Raw genomic sequence first — 15,537 nt, forward strand, 5'->3', positions numbered from 1 at the left:
TTTACTATGCTAAATAGGGAAGGGGAGATTCGGATGAAACGATGGCAAATGGAGTGGCTCCTAGTATCAGTTGCATTAGTATGGGGAGCAAATTATACAATTGGAAAGTATGGCGTGGCATATATGTCATCCATTCAATTTAATAGTTTACGATTTTTAGTAGCATCACCGGTATTATTACTTATTACATTTTTAATGGAACGCTCATTACGTATTGAAAGAAAAGATTGGTTACGATTAGTAGCAGTCGGTATCGTTGGTACGGCAATGTATCAAACGATGTTTATGCTATCTGTAAAATATACTTCAGCAACGAACGCCTCATTATTAATTGCGATGTCACCTATTTTTACAGGGATATTAGCAGTATTGCACAAACAAGAACGTTTTTCGATGAAAGTACAAATTGGTTCAATAGTAGCATTTATTGGTGCAGCATTCGTTTTATTAACAGGACATACAGGAGGAGCTACTTACGAATATGCGTGGCTCGGAAATGTAATTGGGTTAGTCGCAGCGATTGCATGGGGATGGTATCCAATTTTAGCGCAACCACTTATCACAAAATACTCCGCAATGAGAGTCACATCATGGTCTACTTTAATTGGAATTGTACCTCTCGTTATATACTGTTTATTCAACGTAAATACATTAACGTGGCCAGTAGATATGCCAAGCTGGGGATCACTAGCATATTCAATCGTCTTTGCGACAATCTTCGGACTTGCAATGTGGTATGTCGGTATTAGTAAAATAGGTTCAACGAAAGTAATGGTTTATATGTATCTCGTACCATTGTTCGCAGTTATCTTTGCAGCTGTAACAATTGGAGAGCAAATTAATATGATGCAACTCGTTGGCGGACTTATTATCTTTATCGGCTTATCTGTTGTAAAAAAAGGTGGAATCAAAAAGCCAGCTCTCAATTTGAAAAAAGTAAGCTAACAGTAAAAAGGATCTCTTTCATATAGAAGGAGATCCTTTTTTATTTCGTAATAAAAGCGCTTGTTCAACGGCCCATTTTTGATGATCATGAATGAGAAACTCTACAGCAAGTAAAGGAGACATCCACTTTAAAACATGATCATCTTCACAGTTATTACTTTGCTGATGTACCATGTTTGCACTATAAAAGAACCCATCGTTTAAATAATATGTATCTTCCTTTTCTGCATAAAAATATCTTGCTGCATTACCGATATATTGATCAATTTCAATTGCCCATCCTAATTCCTCTAGTAGTTCACGATGTAAACATTCTTCTTTTGTTTCATTACCTTCCATACCGCCACCAGGTAAAAAGTAACGGTCTCCTTTTTGGATAACAGCAATCTTTGAAGAAGATGAATGAAAAATAATCGAATAACAACTTGGCCGTAATACATACTGAACAGTAGGTTCTTTATAACCAAATGTAAGTTTTGAAATCATAAAACACGACCTTTCTCTATAAAATACATAAAAGGAATATTAAGGCAAATTTAGAATTATATAAGTATAATCTTATAGGAGTGGAGTGATAACAACATGATAAATCGAAAATGTTCAAGGTGTAAAGAAATAACAGGTACAATACATGGTGGTAAAAAAATTAAGGAAGAATTTTTGTGTGAAGATTGTCTACAAAAAGGAATTGCGGGCGGGGAAATCGAATTATCACAAGTGGAAGAAGAACAAACTTCGTATCTTTCTATAAAAATATTAAAAATAATGAGTGTTATTTATTTAATAGTATCTATTATAACTGCTTTTTCTGCTGGAGCACTTATACAGGATCCAGGGCTTGGTGGAATATCATTTTCAATAACAGGTGCAGTTGGTGTTATGGTAATTGGATCGATATTCCAGTCTGTTCTTGTGTTTTCAGGTATTTGGGTATTCATTCTGTTAGTCGAAACGGTTATTAAAATATATGAAAAAATGAAGTGAGTGAGAGGGAGAAATACATGCGAGTAAGAAACATTCAAGGGGAAGATTATGTAAAGATTCATTCTGTATTAAATGATTGGTGGGGCGGAAGAGATATGGCTAGTATGTTGCCGAAGTTGTTTTTCGTCCATTTTCAAGAAACGAGTTTTATCATTGAAGAAGATGGAAAAACGTTAGGTTTCTTATGTGGATTTTTTTCGCAAACGCATAAAGATGAAGCGTACGTTCATTTTATCGGTGTAAATCCGAAGTTTAGACGAAAAGGAATCGCATCGACGTTATATTCTTATTTCTTCGATGTCGCTCGTGCAAATAACCGTAAAGTTGTAAAAGCGATAACGTCACCAGTTAATAAAAAGTCGATTGAATTTCATCAAGAAATCGGATTTCAAATTGAAGATGGGGATGATGAAATAGAAGGTGTATCCGTACATACAAATTATGATGGGAACGGCGGGAGTAGAGTTTTATTTTTAAAAAATGTGTAAAGTAGGCTGACGTAAAGTTAGCCTTTTTGTTGTGAGGAGTGATAAATATGGAGAGTTCTCAAAGTAGAAACGAGTATTTACGACGTGTTTATAAAGTGCAAGACTATATAGAATCACATATAGATGATTCACTTTCAATTGAAGATTTAGCTAATGTGGCAGGCTTTTCAAAATTTCATTTTCATAGAATTTTTAAAGGGATGATGGATGAGCCGTTATCTCGGTATGTGAATCGTTTGAAATTAGAGAGGGCAACACACCTTCTTACTTATCGTACAGATATGACGATTACAGACATTGCGTATTACTTCGGGTTCACAGATTCAGCAGTTTTCTCCCGTACATTTAAAAGTTATTACGGAGTAAGTCCGTCTCACTATAGAAATCACAATAGCAAGAATTGCAAAGACGTTAGCGAAGATTCTCAATACAATGAGTGTAAGAAGGTTCGAGGAGAGGTCGAAATTGTAACAGCGGACAAAGTAAACGTCGCATACATAAGACATGTAGGTACATATAAAGATTTAGCTATAGATTTTCCGAAAATGATAGAAAAACTATTTCATTACGCATCGGAGCAAAACTATCATGCATTCGAGGATACGAAGGTATTAACAATTTACCATGATCATCATGAGTTCACAGAAGACTATCATTTAAGAACAAGTCTATGTATAACAATTCCGAATGAGTCCGCAGTAGAAACGAGCGACATTGGAATAATGGTAATACCTTCTGGAAAGTATGCGGTAGGTCATTTTGAAATATTCCAAGATGAATATAAAGGAGCATGGGATTTCTTATACGGTGAGTGGCTTCCAAATAGCGGATATAAGCCGAGAGATTCGTACCCTTTTGAAGTATATAGAAATGATCCAAGGCAGCATCCCGAACATAAACATATAGTTGATATATATGTACCTATCGAACCTTTTAAATTGTAAATTAAGGAGGAAGAAGGATGGAAACTGTTAAAAAGTTAGATGATATTATAAAAGAAGAATATAAAAATATTAATGGTATGTTAGTAGTACAAAAAGGTAATGTTATTTTTGAAAAATATTATAACGGACACGGGCCAGATGATGCATTTCATATAGCGTCAGTCACAAAAACGATTATTTCTGCGTTAATTGGACTATGTGTAGATAAAGGGTATATAAAAAGTGTTAATCAAAGAGTAATAGAATTTTTCCCGGAATATAACGTTAATTCATCTGAAATACCAGTACGACATCTTCTTACGATGACGGCTCCACATCCTTTTGTAGACTGGCAGGAACCGTTAGAAGAACTATGTACACAAGAGGATTGGGTACAGTATACACTTAATAGAATGGGGGATAGTGGAGAAATCGGATCTTTTAAATACTCATCTGCAGGAGCTCATATACTATCAGCGATTATAACGAACGCAACAGGCAAAAGTGCGCGTGAGTTTGCGAATGAGTACTTATTTCAACCACTCGGCATGAGAGAAATTCCAAACTACAATATGAAGGCATTTGGATTCGATGATTTATTCGGAAAAGATGTAAAAGGATGGGTTCACGATCCAAATGGTATTTCGACGGGCGGCTGTGGACTAACGTTAACAGTTAGAGATATGACTAAGTTTGGACAATTGTATTTGAATGAAGGTATTCATAATGGAAAGGAAATTCTTTCAAAATCGTGGGTACAAGAATCAATAGCGATGAATTCAAATCAATATGGGTACTTATGGTGGTTACGAGAAGAAGATGGTGTCTATTCATACTGTGCAATGGGCGATGGTGGGAATGCGATTTGTTGTATACCGGAGAAGGAATTGGTGGTGGCGATTGCTTCTGAAATTGTACCGGAAGCGAAGGATAGATGGAGGTTAATCAAAGAGTGTATATTTCCTAATTTAATAGTTTTATGAAAATGACAATAAAAGGAATAGTTATGCTTTCCATGATTGAAATAAGTGTTGTGAGAACGAAGTCGTTCAATTAAGATTAGAAAACTTCAACACCTATATGATTATTGAATAATTGAAAGGTGTTGAAGTACTTTCTGAGTTAATTAAGGTACTTTAAACTGAAAGCTGAAACGCCTTTTTTCTGCAATTGTTAACTATTCTTTAACTTTTCGATGTATAAGGTACACCATGCCGAGCACAATTGCTAGCAAGATAAATTTAATAAATTCTATTAGGCTGGCATCCCACTTGTTTTGCAATCCATCTGTTAAATAAAATACATTAAACATACCATGTAAAATTGCGGGTGGTACTACAGAACGACCATACTCTCTCGTGTACGTCAAAATTATAGATAACATAAATAATAACGAGAGATAACTTAATATTCCTACAAACCATAACTCATAGTTTTTATAAAAGAGTGCTACTGGTAAATGCCATAAAGACCAAAGTGAAGCTGCAATTATTGCGGTTTGTATTAATGAATATTTTTTTCGTAAATAGTAATGAAGATTCCCGCGCCAAATAATTTCCTCTAAAAATGCAGACAAAGCTGCAATTGTAAGACCAATGAGTAAGAGAAATCCCAATTCATTGCAGTGATTAAATAAGAACTTTATATTATAAATATAAAAATAGAAATGGAGACATAGACCTAGAAGTAGTGGGAATAAAATGGAGAAAATTAGTGATTTTAATGTTGGACGTGAAATGCCAAATGTATGGAAAATTTCTTGTTTCTTATATGCTTTTTGATATAAAATAACGGCTAACAACGGAACAACCATCGTGAAACCCAAATAACTACGACCATTTTCTATGTTTAGCAAAAAGATATAAAAGAACGATGTGAGAGAATAAATGTATAATGTTGAATGATAAACTATGTTTTTATTAATATTTTTCACCTACCTAAGTACATATAATTTGTTAATCGAATATTTTAATTATATATGAAATAGAAATAGACAGAATGAATATTTTCATACTGTTGATTCTAGTAATAGGGAAGGGGATTAAATTATATCTCCTTTTTTTGCTAGTATAGTAAGAGATAGAAAGAGATTTCACTAGATGGATAAAAGACGTTGTTTGAAAGGTGAGGGTATGATGACAAAGTCTAATGTTGTAGAAATCATTTCAGCTTTAGTAGCTATTATCGGTGTGTATGTACTAATAAATGCACCAGAAATGGGGAGTAAGGCAACAAGTGAATCTGTTGCAGAGCAGGGCGGTCATATGGATACAAGTACGTATTTAGCTTTATTACAAGGATACGGAAATTCTTATACAATTCTAGGCGCGACTTGTTTATTTATGGGTTTGCTCAGTTTAATTTCGATCATTTCAATTCAAGTATATAAAAGTAAATAGAGGTTGAAAAAACAATGCTCCTGCCAAATTGACAGGAGCATTGCTCGTATAAATAAGTATTTTCGTAGATGTGTACTTATCACTATGACTTAGTTGAAATATTTTTCAACCCCCCTTTATCGTCTTCATTACTGTCGAATTCGATAAAAAGTTATGTCACAAGTTGCAAATTTGGATGACGTTATATTAACTATAGAGAAAAATGAAAAATACCCGTAACTTTTTACAAGGGAAAATCGTTAAACAAAAGAAAAGGTTTTTAATCATGCGCTTGATTGAATGGGGGAAAAGAATGAAGATTCTAATACTGGGCGGTACACGTTTTTTAGGAAGGGCTTTCGTAGAAGAGGCTTTGAATAGAGGGCATGAAGTTACATTATTCAACCGTGGAACAAATAATGAGATTTTTCCTGAAGTAGAGCAGTTAATCGGTGATAGAAATGATGATGTTTCAAGTTTAGAAAATCGAAAATGGGATTTGGCCATAGATACGTGTGGATTTTCTCCTCATCACATTAGGAATGTAGGAGAAGTACTTAAAGATAATATAAAGCATTATACATTCATCTCAAGCCTTTCCGTATATAAAGATTGGATTCCGTATCACATAAAAGAAGATTATATATTACAACCCGAACCATCAAGTGATCAAATAAAGGCTGTGGAGAATGGTGAAGTATCCCCTTATGAGTATTACGGTGCGCTTAAAGTACTATGTGAAAAAGAAGCAGAGAAGTATTGGCCGGGGCGTGTTTTACACGTAAGAGCAGGACTTCTTTCAGGAATGTTTGATTATACAGATCGGCTTCCATATTGGGTTCAGCGTGTAGCAAAGGGAGGAAAAGTGTTAGTTCCAGGAAGGAAAGACCGTCCAGTGCAGTTCGTTGATATAAAAGACGTCGCAAGCTTTGGACTAAACATGGCAGAAAACAATAAAGTAGGTACATTTAATGTAACGGGTCCGAAAGATGAATTGACGATGGAAGAGCTATTAAATACGTGTAAAAAGGTTACAAATAGCGATGCTGCATTCGTTTGGGTTGATGAATCGTTTATGCATGAGAATAAAGTACAGCCATGGACGGAAATGCCATTGTGGCTTCCCGAAACTTTTGCATTAGAAGGTGAAACAGATCCGTGGAAAGGTGGATTCTCTATTAATATAGAGAGCGCAGTTAAAGAGGGTCTTACTTTTAGAGGGTTAGAAGATACTGTTACAGACGTGTATGCGTGGATGAAGAGTATGGACGAATGGGAATTAAAAGCAGGTATTTCAGGCGAGAGGGAAAAGGATTTGTTAGAAAAGTGGTATCAATAAATTTAGAGGAGCCACATTGTATATACTGGATTGAACATAAGGGACTGCAAGGAGGAAAAAGGTTATGTGGAAAAATACCATTCGCAGTATTTCATCAAACTTAAGTTTGAAAAATCCCGCTACGAAGGATGAACTCGCTGAAGTTCAAAAAAATTTGCAGCTGGAGTTACCGAATGATTTATATCAATTATTACAGGAAACAAATGGTATAGAAGGTGAATATGGACAATTTATTTGGGATGCCTCAAAAATTAAAATTGAAAATATGAATATGAGAAATATAGTTGATTTTAAAGATTTATATATGCCTTTTGACTGTTTATTATTTTTTGCTGATGGCGGAAATGGTGATTTGTTTGGCTATTCCATTTTGAATGGAATAGTGCAAAGAGATGATATATATGTATGGAACCATGAAAATGATAGCAGAACGTGGGTTGCGCCTTCTTTAAAGATTTTTATGGTGTGGTGGGAGAGTGGAAAGATAACAATTTAAACATAGTATCAAGAAAAAACGCCTTGTTAATAAAGAAACAAGGCGTTTTTCGTATATAAATCTACCACTCAATCGGTTTTTCTCCATACATTTCCCATAGCATAGGAAACATCTTTTTCAATCTTTCCTCGTCATCTTCATACCAGTCTAACTTGATATCAACTTCCTCAGATTGTTCTTCTGTTTCAAACTCTTTTGCTTTCACACTACCAGCTGTGCCAATTTCTCCGTAAAACACAACGTAGTCTTTATACCGCATTAGATAGCAGTAAGACCTCCACCTCAAAATCGAGCAAATACGAGGAAGATCCCGTATAAATAAGTTGTATGAATTACATTTATTATTAGATTGTGTTTGCGACTATATTTCGGGAATTTTCTGTTGATTTATAATGTACGATAGTATATATTGTATATAAAGTATATATACAATATTTTAAAAAGAGGTACTTGCATGCAAATCGTTATTACGAACACTTCAAAGGAACCTATTTATGAACAAATTGGTGTCCAAATAAAAAAACTTATTTTACTAGGTGATTTAAAGCAAGGCGATGCTCTTCCTTCAATGCGTCAGTTAGCAAAAGATTTAAGAGTAAGTATTATTACAACGAAAAGAGCATATGAAGAACTGGAAAAAGACGGTTTTATTTATTCAATTGTCGGAAGGGGGTCCTTTGTAGCAGAACAAAACATTGAAACTATGAAAGAAAAAAAATTAAAGACAGTTGAAGAAAAGTTGTGTGAAGCGATTCAAAATGCTAAACAAATGGATGTTTCTTTAAATGATCTAAAAGAAATGCTTACAATTTTATACGAGGAGGAAAACTCTTGGAAAACGTAATAGAACTTCAAAATGTCAGTAAATCTTTTAAAGGATTTCAAATTAAAAATTTTTCGATGGAAGTAAAAAAAGGATTTGTTACGGGTTTTATTGGGGGAAATGGATCAGGTAAATCTACAACGATTAAAATGATTATGAATCTAATGAACCCGGATAGTGGAAATGTCTCCTTATTTGGCATGAACTATTCGACTGATGCGAAGCGAATTAAAGAAAGAATTGGTTTCGTTTATGACGATAATGTGTTTTATGATGAACTCACATTAAAGGAAATTACTAAAATTATTGCGCCTGCTTATAAAAAATGGGATTTTAACCAATTTACATATTATAAAGATCTGTTCGAATTACCATTAAATAAAAAAATGAAAACATTCTCCAAAGGAATGAAAATGAAAGCCTCTCTTGCAATTGCCCTTTCACATCATGCTGAACTAATTATTATGGATGAGCCTACTTCCGGACTCGATCCGGTATTTAGAAGAGAATTATTGGATGTTTTACAAAATATTATGCAGGATGGTGAGAAAACTATCTTTTTCTCATCTCATATTACAACGGATTTAGACCGCATTGCCGATTATATTACATTTATTCAAAATGGGAAGCATATTTTTACAAAAGATATTTATGCCATTGCAGAAGATTATATTTTGGTCAAAGGACCACTAGATATGTTAGATTTTGATACTGAGCGTGAATTTATATCTGTATGTAAGGCAAATACAGGTTTCGAGGGATTGATTGAAAATGTAAATTCTATCGAAACTTTATTTAATAAAGAAGTGGTGATTGAAAAACCAAGTTTAGAGGATATTATGTATTTCATGAAAAAGGGGGAGTCAAGATGCTTAATTTAATTAAAAAGGATTTGATTTTACAAAAAACTTTTTTACCTGCTTATCTCTTATTTCTAGTTACCTATTTGTGGGCCGGCATGGATGTAGCATATGTCATAATCATTTGTAGTGCCGTTTTTGTAATTAACACATATCAATCTGATGATAAAGATAATGCTAATATTTTAGTAAACTCATTACCGTATACTAGGAAGGAAATTATAAGTTCAAAATACGTTGGAACCTTATTTTTTACAATAGTAATCATCCCATTTTGTTTAGTTGGAAAATATTTCATTTTAGACAGCATGGAATTTCAACTTTCCTTAGAAAGTTACATCCTAGGCTTCTTGGCAGTCATGCTGATTACTGCATTGTACATCCCCTTTTTTGTTGCATTTAAAGTGAAAACACTTGTACCAGTTTTTATATTTTTATCTATTGGAGTTATATATTTAATGCGAAATACTCCATATTTATTAAATAAATATGCTAATGGCGTACTGACCTTTTTAAAAGAGATTTCAGATTTGAAATTATTTCTTATATTTGCTGTCATAGCAGTGGGGTGTTATGGGGTTTCATGGATATTATCTATTCGTATCTATCAGAACAAGGCTCTTTAATAGCAATTTCTAAAAGGAGGATCATTTAAATGACATCAAAAAAAGGGCGTCCTATTCGAATACGAAATTGGCTGAAAACTCTTGGAGCATTTTTCGTTATGCAATTAATTTTTATCATCCTTGATATGAATTCGTGGATACCGAACTTCAAGGAAGGAGGAGTTGGGGAGCGTCTCGTTAATTCAGAGTTCTTTACGGAATGGTTCGCTCCTTATAAAACAAAGCAATTTAACGTATTAACGGTAGTTATGGCTATTTTATTATTCCTAAATGTATTAACAAGTGCAATAAAAGACGCTTTTTCTAGAAAAAGAATTAATTAGCACATAAGTTGACCTTGCGTCTTTTTTAATAATGTCTTAACAATATTAAAAAACAACAGGGGAAAGATAAAAACTCCATTTATTGAAGTTTTACTTTATCTTTTATAATGATTCCTTAGAAATTATTTGATTTTTCAGTTTTATATATTGACAATGTTTCCATTCGTCCCCCATAATGCTTCTCTAATGTGTGCAGTGATTGTGACATATGTATTTATACTGGTGATGACAAATGATGCGTATTGTTTTTGGAAAATTAAAAAAATATTGAACGGAATAGAAAAATTTAGTAATTTTATTTGTACAGCACATACATAATAGTTTTGTAATGATACATTGGAGGGGTTTGTTGTGGATCTTACGTTTAAAGTAGAGGAAACATGTTTTAATTACCGAGTCGGAGCAATTTGCAAACAGGATAATAAAATACTCATCCTGCAAGATGAAGGTGAAAAGTATTGGTACGTACCAGGCGGAAGAGTGAAAATGCTAGAAAATAGTGAAGATGCGTTAAAACGAGAGCTTGCAGAAGAAGTGGGTGTTCCTATTAAAGTGAAGAGATTAATATGGTCAGTAGAAAATTTCTTCACCCTTTCTGAGCGAAAGTTCCATGAGATTAGTTTTTATTATGAAGTAGAGCTGCATGAATTACCTGCAAATGGGGCCGATCAATATATTCTTGAAGAAGAAGGTAGAAAATATTTATTTAAGTGGGTGCCGGTAGAAGAGTTACATGCATATAACTTACAGCCAGCGTTTATAAAAGATAAAGTAAAGAATGTATCAGTTCATACAGAACATATCGTTTTACAAAAGTAAGCGTGCTTGGAGGGGAAAACGGTGAAGGGGACTAAAAAAGAGATACATATAGATGATAAAGTCATTCGTTACACACATATCGAAAAAGGTTCTAATACAATTTGTTTTATGTTCTCAGGTTCAGGCTACAATTATGACAAGCCGTTATTTTATTATGCAACGATGCTTATGCTTGAAAATAAAATAGATGTAGTACATATTCATTATTCCTACGATGGACAATTAATGGAAAAACCAATGGAAGAAATAACGAAAGTAATGATGGATGATATTAATCCTGTCATTATTGAAGTGCTAAAAAGTGGGCAATATAGCACTTCGATGTTTTTAGGAAAATCACTCGGAACAATCCCGATTGCGAATGATTTAATGAAGAGAGAAGAATTTCTACGGTCAAAAATGATATTGTTTACACCATTACTAACTTTTGATTCTATTTTTGATTCGATCTTACATAGTCATCACGAAGGGCTTTTAGTAATTGGAGATAAAGATCATCAATATAATGCAAATCAAATAAATCAGTTACATAAAACGAATTTACAGATTGAAGTTGTCAAAAACGCTAACCATTCTGTAAATGTTGGAGAATTTGAAACCGAGAATTCGATCGAAGCGATAGCAAAAATAATAGAAAAACTTAAAGAAGTTGTTAGGAAAAACTAACCTATCAATACATGCAAAAAGAGGTGCGAATGGCACCTCTTTTTTATTTAATAAGCCTTCAAAACACGAAGCAAATAATCCTTCCGATTTAGCGGATTAAAGTCAACACGTTTTCGAGTAGGGAAGGGAGCCGTCAGATTTGTGAAACCAGTTGGCTTTGTTATAAAGATACCTTCTCCTTCAGTAAATGAATGGAGCATTCGTTTAAAATCCTCTATTTTTGCAACAGGTAATGATCCTGTTAAATGGTAAGAATCATTATGCAACGTAGGCTCTGCAAAAGTTGCTGGAATAGCAGCAAGCTTATACATTGCGGTACTAATTGCGTGCTCCGGTACAGTTAATTCGAACTCGTTTACTGGTTCAAATGCACATGTTTCAGCGTGCTTTAAAGCATCCATTAAAACGAGTGGTGTTAAATTTCTAAAGTCACTTGCTGTTGTAACAGGGCTTGCATAACCAGTATGTGTTAACGTGACGATAATGTCCGTAACTTCCCATCCGTACAAACCTTGTTTTAACGTTTGAAATACAGTATCTTCAATCGCTTTATGAAATGCTAAAGGCAATGATCCAAGCTCAACACCTAACTTATATGTTATGCCAGAATTCAGTTCACCACGTTCAACTTTGAAGCCGATTGTCGCGTAAAATGGATTCGTTTTTTCTCCCATTAATTCAGCAGAATTCCCAATGCCAATTGGTTTCTCAATACATACAACCCGCGTATTTGAGAAAGTAACCTGCAAATTATATTTCTCAAAAAGTGTTGTTTCAATTACTTCTTTTTGTACTTCCCCGAAAAGGCGAATATATAGTTCATTATGAATATCATCTTTCCACACTTTAATGAGCGGATCTTCTTCGCATAGCTCCATAAGTGCAGCGTATAAATCATGAATTCGCTCTTTAGGTACTGCTTCAATAGCAGCTTCCATTTGCGGTTCGGCAAATGGAATATCTTTTATATAATCCGTCCACTCACCGATAATATCACCAATTTTGATATTCGTAAGTCCCCATACTTTGCAAAACTCTCCACTATGAACAGTAGAGGCTTGAACTGCATTTCCATTATGAAATATGCACATTTTTTTAATCTTTTCCTTATGTGGTAGAGACTCACTACGCTGAATATCAACATATTTTCTAACGTGTAAACAACCAGAAAATAGTCTTACGTAAGCAATCTTTTCGCCAGAAGATTCACGTTCAATTTTAAAAACAACACCGGATAATGTTTCATCTTGTGCCGATTTAGTAGCTGGAATTAAGGATGAAATATTTTTAAGTAATTCAGTTACTCCTATACCTGTCATTGCTGAACCCAAAAAGATAGGAAACACATTTGCTTGCTGTATTTGCTTTTCGAGTTCTTTTCTTAATAGTGCATCCGGTATTATTTCGTTATTTACATATGACTCAAGCAATGATTCGTTAAATGGTGCTAATCGTTCAATACAAACGTCATAGGATTTATATTCAATAATCCGTACTTCCTTTGTACCTTCGTTTTCTACAGAGTAGAAGGGGCATGCTTCATTTGAAAGAAGCTCTTTTATTTGTTTCACAACTTTTTCAGTATTTGCGCCACTACGGTCTATTTTATTAACAAATAATATAGTAGGTATGTTTAATTTCTGTAATGTCCGCATTAAAATCTTCGTTTGTGCTTGCACACCTTCAACGGCAGATATAACTAAAATGGCACCGTCTAAAACACGGAATGATCGCTCCACTTCAGCGATAAAATCAGCATGTCCAGGTGTATCAATAACATTTACTTTTAAATCATCAATAAAGAAAGAAACGACAGATGCTTTAATCGTAATTCCGCGTTGTCTTTCTAATTCCATTGAGTCAGTTTGCGTATTGCCACTATCTACTCGGCCAACTTCTTTAATCACATTCGTTTCATAAAGAATACGCTCAGTCAAACTCGTCTTGCCAGCATCTACGTGCGCGACAATCCCTATATTTATTGTTGTCATATATAAATATCCTCATTTCATTTTCCATTTTCATTTCCTCATTTCTATTTGTGTATTGCCGCATTACAATCACTCTCCAGTCATTTGAATTATTACTATTATAATGTAATTTACATTTTTTGTAACGCGACAAAGCGCCTTAATTTGGAAAAAATAAAAATGAAAACAAAATGCTTGCATTATAAATCGATATAGATTATATTAATTGACATATCAACTATTGATACATCAAATATTTTTTGTATTGGATGTAAAGGAGGGGTAATTTGACAAGTTCATGCTCAAAAGAAGCAATAATTTTATATAAATTACACTTTCTCAACAAAGAAGTAAGTTCGAAATTTGAAGGGTGTACGGGTATGAGTCAGTCTCGATTAGAGCTTATACTTCAGTTATTTGAAGTAGATGAAATTAGTCAAAAAGYACTTCAGCAAGAAGTAAATATTGATAATGCCGCGATTACGAGGCATTTAAAACAGCTGGAAGCAAACGGAATGATTAGAAGACGTAAAAATCCAGATGATAACAGAATTACGTTAGTTTCTCTTACAGAAGAGGGACGAAATAAAATTCAAGTGTATCAAGAGGAAAAAGAGCGTTTCGCTACTTCAGCATTTAAAGGATTAAGTGAAGAAGAACGCGACAATCTTTTAACGATGTTAGACCGCATTCAAGAAAATATAAAAGAACTTTAAAAAAGGGAGAATACAACTATGACTAACTCAGTAAAAACAAATGATTTTAACGAAATTTTAACAGGACGCCGTTCAATCCGTAAGTACGATCCTTCAGTGAAAATTAGCAAAGAAGAAATGACTGAAATTCTTACAGAAGCAACACTTGCACCATCTTCAGTAAACATGCAACCATGGAGATTCTTAGTTATTGAAAGTGACGAAGCAAAAGCAACACTGGCGCCACTTGCGAAATTTAATCAATCTCAAGTAGAAACATCTTCAGCAATGATTGCTGTATTTGGTGACTTAAACAACTTTGATAACGCAGAAGAAATTTACGGTACAGCAGTAGAGCGCGGACTTATGCCAGCTGAAGTAAAAGAAGATCAAATGAAAAAACTTTCAGGTTACTTCTCAATGGTTACACCAGAAGTAATGAAAGATACTGTACTAATTGACGGTGGTCTTGTAGCGATGCAATTTATGTTAGCAGCACGTGCTCACGGCTATGATACTTGCCCAATTGGTGGATTTGAAAAAGACCAAATCGCAGAAGCTTTCGGATTAGACAAAGAGCGTCACGTACCAGTTATGTTAATTTCAATCGGAAAAGCTGCTGACAGTGGTTATCCATCAGTACGTCTTCCAATTGAAAAAGTTGCTGAGTGGAAGTAATTTTATAAAAAAACAGAAATAAGTGAGATATGAGAGGGGAAACACCATGATTATTATTCACGCAATATTTCAAGTAGATCCAGCAAAACAACAATCGTTTTTAGAAGAAATTCAGCCATTACTTCATGGTTCAAGAGAAGAAAGTGGAAATGTATCTTACGATTTATATAAAGATACTGAAAAAGAAAGTGTTTATACGATGGTAGAAGTATGGAAAGATGAAGCAGCAGTTACGAGTCATAATACGAGTGAACACTTCACATCTTTCGTTAGTAAAGCATCACAGTTTTTAAATGCTCCGCTTGATATAAAAGCTTATAATGGAACGTTAGTAAAATAATATGGTTATAGAAGATGACTTTGGCGTATGCTGAGGTCATCTTTTTTATTTACTTATATTTAATTGCATGTTAATGTATACTTAATTTTTTAATATCTCTACCAATGGAAAAAGAATATACAAGCTATATGGAACTCTTTGTAGAGTATTGCTTCTTTAATTGTTCATGAGTGTATCTTTGTTT

21 protein-coding genes are annotated in these 15,537 nt (G+C 33.9%); 17 read left to right on the forward strand and 4 right to left on the reverse strand.

What is annotated here, in order from left to right; all coding sequences use genetic code 11:
- Positions 1-33: 33 nt before the first annotated feature.
- Positions 34-945 carry a DMT family transporter gene (locus AC1DKZ_RS09575; RefSeq protein ID WP_476996092.1) on the forward strand — a complete coding sequence of 304 codons (912 nt, stop codon included), beginning with the start codon at positions 34-36 and terminating at the stop codon, positions 943-945.
- 18 nt (positions 946-963) lie between these two features.
- Here the strand turns inward: AC1DKZ_RS09575 and AC1DKZ_RS09580 are convergent, their stop codons facing one another.
- Positions 964-1,431: an NUDIX hydrolase gene (locus tag AC1DKZ_RS09580; RefSeq protein WP_431181893.1), complete on the reverse strand. Its 468-nt coding sequence runs from the start codon at positions 1,429-1,431 to the stop codon at positions 964-966.
- Positions 1,432-1,527: 96 nt separating this feature from the next.
- Here AC1DKZ_RS09580 and AC1DKZ_RS09585 point away from each other — a divergent pair, with 96 nt between their 5' ends.
- From AC1DKZ_RS09585 to AC1DKZ_RS09600, 4 genes are read left to right on the forward strand one after another with little or no spacing between them, the layout of a single operon-like run.
- On the forward strand, positions 1,528-1,929 hold the full coding sequence (locus AC1DKZ_RS09585) for a DUF3980 domain-containing protein (protein WP_431181892.1): 402 nt from the start codon (positions 1,528-1,530) through the stop codon (positions 1,927-1,929).
- A 17-nt stretch (positions 1,930-1,946) separates the two neighbouring features.
- The gene (locus AC1DKZ_RS09590; RefSeq protein WP_002032934.1) at positions 1,947-2,417 is read left to right on the forward strand and encodes a GNAT family N-acetyltransferase; all 471 of its coding nucleotides are present in this window, start codon (positions 1,947-1,949) and stop codon (positions 2,415-2,417) included.
- A 47-nt stretch (positions 2,418-2,464) separates the two neighbouring features.
- On the forward strand, positions 2,465-3,361 hold the full coding sequence (locus AC1DKZ_RS09595) for an AraC family transcriptional regulator (RefSeq protein WP_431181891.1): 897 nt from the start codon (positions 2,465-2,467) through the stop codon (positions 3,359-3,361).
- A 17-nt stretch (positions 3,362-3,378) separates the two neighbouring features.
- Positions 3,379-4,323 carry a serine hydrolase domain-containing protein gene (locus AC1DKZ_RS09600; RefSeq protein WP_476996093.1) on the forward strand — a complete coding sequence of 315 codons (945 nt, stop codon included), beginning with the start codon at positions 3,379-3,381 and terminating at the stop codon, positions 4,321-4,323.
- Between the two features lie 194 nt (positions 4,324-4,517).
- Here the strand turns inward: AC1DKZ_RS09600 and AC1DKZ_RS09605 are convergent, their stop codons facing one another.
- A complete protein-coding gene (locus tag AC1DKZ_RS09605) occupies positions 4,518-5,273 on the reverse strand; it encodes a CPBP family intramembrane glutamic endopeptidase (RefSeq protein WP_431181889.1) in 756 nt (251 codons plus the stop codon).
- A 166-nt stretch (positions 5,274-5,439) separates the two neighbouring features.
- Between AC1DKZ_RS09605 and AC1DKZ_RS09610 the strand changes: the two genes are divergently transcribed.
- The 3 genes from AC1DKZ_RS09610 (at position 5,440) to AC1DKZ_RS09620 (ending at position 7,553) form a co-directional block, all read left to right on the forward strand.
- Positions 5,440-5,739: a hypothetical protein gene (locus AC1DKZ_RS09610; protein WP_000361375.1), complete on the forward strand. Its 300-nt coding sequence runs from the start codon at positions 5,440-5,442 to the stop codon at positions 5,737-5,739.
- A 292-nt stretch (positions 5,740-6,031) separates the two neighbouring features.
- Positions 6,032-7,057 (forward strand): SDR family oxidoreductase, encoded by a 1,026-nt coding sequence (locus AC1DKZ_RS09615; protein WP_242309605.1) that lies wholly within the window; start codon positions 6,032-6,034, stop codon positions 7,055-7,057.
- A gap of 64 nt (positions 7,058-7,121) precedes the next feature.
- Positions 7,122-7,553 (forward strand): SMI1/KNR4 family protein, encoded by a 432-nt coding sequence (locus AC1DKZ_RS09620; protein ID WP_000265815.1) that lies wholly within the window; start codon positions 7,122-7,124, stop codon positions 7,551-7,553.
- A 61-nt stretch (positions 7,554-7,614) separates the two neighbouring features.
- Here AC1DKZ_RS09620 and AC1DKZ_RS09625 read toward each other — a convergent pair whose 3' ends face one another.
- The gene (locus tag AC1DKZ_RS09625; protein WP_242309601.1) at positions 7,615-7,812 is read right to left on the reverse strand and encodes a hypothetical protein; all 198 of its coding nucleotides are present in this window, start codon (positions 7,810-7,812) and stop codon (positions 7,615-7,617) included.
- 195 nt (positions 7,813-8,007) lie between these two features.
- Between AC1DKZ_RS09625 and AC1DKZ_RS09630 the strand changes: the two genes are divergently transcribed.
- The 6 genes from AC1DKZ_RS09630 to AC1DKZ_RS09655 all read left to right on the forward strand — a co-directional run bounded on the left by AC1DKZ_RS09630 (position 8,008) and on the right by AC1DKZ_RS09655 (position 11,670).
- Positions 8,008-8,397 carry a GntR family transcriptional regulator gene (locus AC1DKZ_RS09630; RefSeq protein WP_001167593.1) on the forward strand — a complete coding sequence of 130 codons (390 nt, stop codon included), beginning with the start codon at positions 8,008-8,010 and terminating at the stop codon, positions 8,395-8,397.
- Entirely contained in the window at positions 8,385-9,257 is an 873-nt protein-coding gene (locus AC1DKZ_RS09635) for an ABC transporter ATP-binding protein (RefSeq protein ID WP_000432454.1), read from the forward strand. Before AC1DKZ_RS09630 ends, AC1DKZ_RS09635 begins: the two co-directional genes overlap by 13 nt.
- Complete coding sequence (locus AC1DKZ_RS09640) at positions 9,245-9,862, forward strand: ABC-2 transporter permease (RefSeq protein ID WP_088292141.1); 618 nt, start codon at positions 9,245-9,247, stop codon at positions 9,860-9,862. Before AC1DKZ_RS09635 ends, AC1DKZ_RS09640 begins: the two co-directional genes overlap by 13 nt.
- 29 nt (positions 9,863-9,891) lie before the next feature.
- The gene (locus tag AC1DKZ_RS09645; protein WP_000202089.1) at positions 9,892-10,185 is read left to right on the forward strand and encodes a YfzA family protein; all 294 of its coding nucleotides are present in this window, start codon (positions 9,892-9,894) and stop codon (positions 10,183-10,185) included.
- Positions 10,186-10,536: 351 nt separating this feature from the next.
- Positions 10,537-11,004, forward strand: a complete 468-nt coding sequence (locus AC1DKZ_RS09650) for an NUDIX hydrolase (protein ID WP_476996094.1) — start codon at positions 10,537-10,539, stop codon at positions 11,002-11,004.
- 21 nt (positions 11,005-11,025) lie between these two features.
- Positions 11,026-11,670, forward strand: a complete 645-nt coding sequence (locus tag AC1DKZ_RS09655; RefSeq protein WP_476996095.1) for an alpha/beta hydrolase — start codon at positions 11,026-11,028, stop codon at positions 11,668-11,670.
- A 47-nt stretch (positions 11,671-11,717) separates the two neighbouring features.
- On the opposite strand, the gene AC1DKZ_RS09660 is transcribed toward AC1DKZ_RS09655, so the two are convergent.
- Positions 11,718-13,661 carry a GTP-binding protein gene (locus AC1DKZ_RS09660; protein ID WP_476996096.1) on the reverse strand — a complete coding sequence of 648 codons (1,944 nt, stop codon included), beginning with the start codon at positions 13,659-13,661 and terminating at the stop codon, positions 11,718-11,720.
- Between the two features lie 266 nt (positions 13,662-13,927).
- Here AC1DKZ_RS09660 and AC1DKZ_RS09665 point away from each other — a divergent pair, with 266 nt between their 5' ends.
- From AC1DKZ_RS09665 to AC1DKZ_RS09675, 3 genes are read left to right on the forward strand one after another with little or no spacing between them, the layout of a single operon-like run.
- A complete protein-coding gene (locus AC1DKZ_RS09665) occupies positions 13,928-14,356 on the forward strand; it encodes a MarR family winged helix-turn-helix transcriptional regulator (RefSeq protein ID WP_476996097.1) in 429 nt (142 codons plus the stop codon).
- An 18-nt stretch (positions 14,357-14,374) separates the two neighbouring features.
- Positions 14,375-15,013: a nitroreductase family protein gene (locus AC1DKZ_RS09670; protein WP_000185377.1), complete on the forward strand. Its 639-nt coding sequence runs from the start codon at positions 14,375-14,377 to the stop codon at positions 15,011-15,013.
- A 46-nt stretch (positions 15,014-15,059) separates the two neighbouring features.
- The gene (locus AC1DKZ_RS09675; protein WP_242309591.1) at positions 15,060-15,353 is read left to right on the forward strand and encodes a putative quinol monooxygenase; all 294 of its coding nucleotides are present in this window, start codon (positions 15,060-15,062) and stop codon (positions 15,351-15,353) included.
- Positions 15,354-15,537 lie beyond the last annotated feature (184 nt).

The sequence above is a fragment of the Bacillus sp. 05T21 genome (genome assembly GCF_056396785.1).

What these genes read in the sequence shown, in the direction of transcription:
- AC1DKZ_RS09675 (WP_242309591.1), top strand. Translation starts at nt 15,060, where the DNA reads ATGATTATTATTCACGCAATATTTCAAGTAGATCCAGCAAAACAACAA.
- AC1DKZ_RS09660 (WP_476996096.1), bottom strand. Translation starts at nt 13,661, where the DNA reads ATGACAACAATAAATATAGGGATTGTCGCGCACGTAGATGCTGGCAAG.
- AC1DKZ_RS09580 (WP_431181893.1), bottom strand. Translation starts at nt 1,431, where the DNA reads ATGATTTCAAAACTTACATTTGGTTATAAAGAACCTACTGTTCAGTAT.
- AC1DKZ_RS09600 (WP_476996093.1), top strand. Translation starts at nt 3,379, where the DNA reads ATGGAAACTGTTAAAAAGTTAGATGATATTATAAAAGAAGAATATAAA.
- AC1DKZ_RS09640 (WP_088292141.1), top strand. Translation starts at nt 9,245, where the DNA reads ATGCTTAATTTAATTAAAAAGGATTTGATTTTACAAAAAACTTTTTTA.
- AC1DKZ_RS09645 (WP_000202089.1), top strand. Translation starts at nt 9,892, where the DNA reads ATGACATCAAAAAAAGGGCGTCCTATTCGAATACGAAATTGGCTGAAA.
- AC1DKZ_RS09670 (WP_000185377.1), top strand. Translation starts at nt 14,375, where the DNA reads ATGACTAACTCAGTAAAAACAAATGATTTTAACGAAATTTTAACAGGA.
- AC1DKZ_RS09615 (WP_242309605.1), top strand. Translation starts at nt 6,032, where the DNA reads ATGAAGATTCTAATACTGGGCGGTACACGTTTTTTAGGAAGGGCTTTC.
- AC1DKZ_RS09585 (WP_431181892.1), top strand. Translation starts at nt 1,528, where the DNA reads ATGATAAATCGAAAATGTTCAAGGTGTAAAGAAATAACAGGTACAATA.
- AC1DKZ_RS09610 (WP_000361375.1), top strand. Translation starts at nt 5,440, where the DNA reads ATGGATAAAAGACGTTGTTTGAAAGGTGAGGGTATGATGACAAAGTCT.
- AC1DKZ_RS09575 (WP_476996092.1), top strand. Translation starts at nt 34, where the DNA reads ATGAAACGATGGCAAATGGAGTGGCTCCTAGTATCAGTTGCATTAGTA.
- AC1DKZ_RS09625 (WP_242309601.1), bottom strand. Translation starts at nt 7,812, where the DNA reads ATGCGGTATAAAGACTACGTTGTGTTTTACGGAGAAATTGGCACAGCT.
- AC1DKZ_RS09590 (WP_002032934.1), top strand. Translation starts at nt 1,947, where the DNA reads ATGCGAGTAAGAAACATTCAAGGGGAAGATTATGTAAAGATTCATTCT.
- AC1DKZ_RS09620 (WP_000265815.1), top strand. Translation starts at nt 7,122, where the DNA reads ATGTGGAAAAATACCATTCGCAGTATTTCATCAAACTTAAGTTTGAAA.
- AC1DKZ_RS09595 (WP_431181891.1), top strand. Translation starts at nt 2,465, where the DNA reads ATGGAGAGTTCTCAAAGTAGAAACGAGTATTTACGACGTGTTTATAAA.
- AC1DKZ_RS09630 (WP_001167593.1), top strand. Translation starts at nt 8,008, where the DNA reads ATGCAAATCGTTATTACGAACACTTCAAAGGAACCTATTTATGAACAA.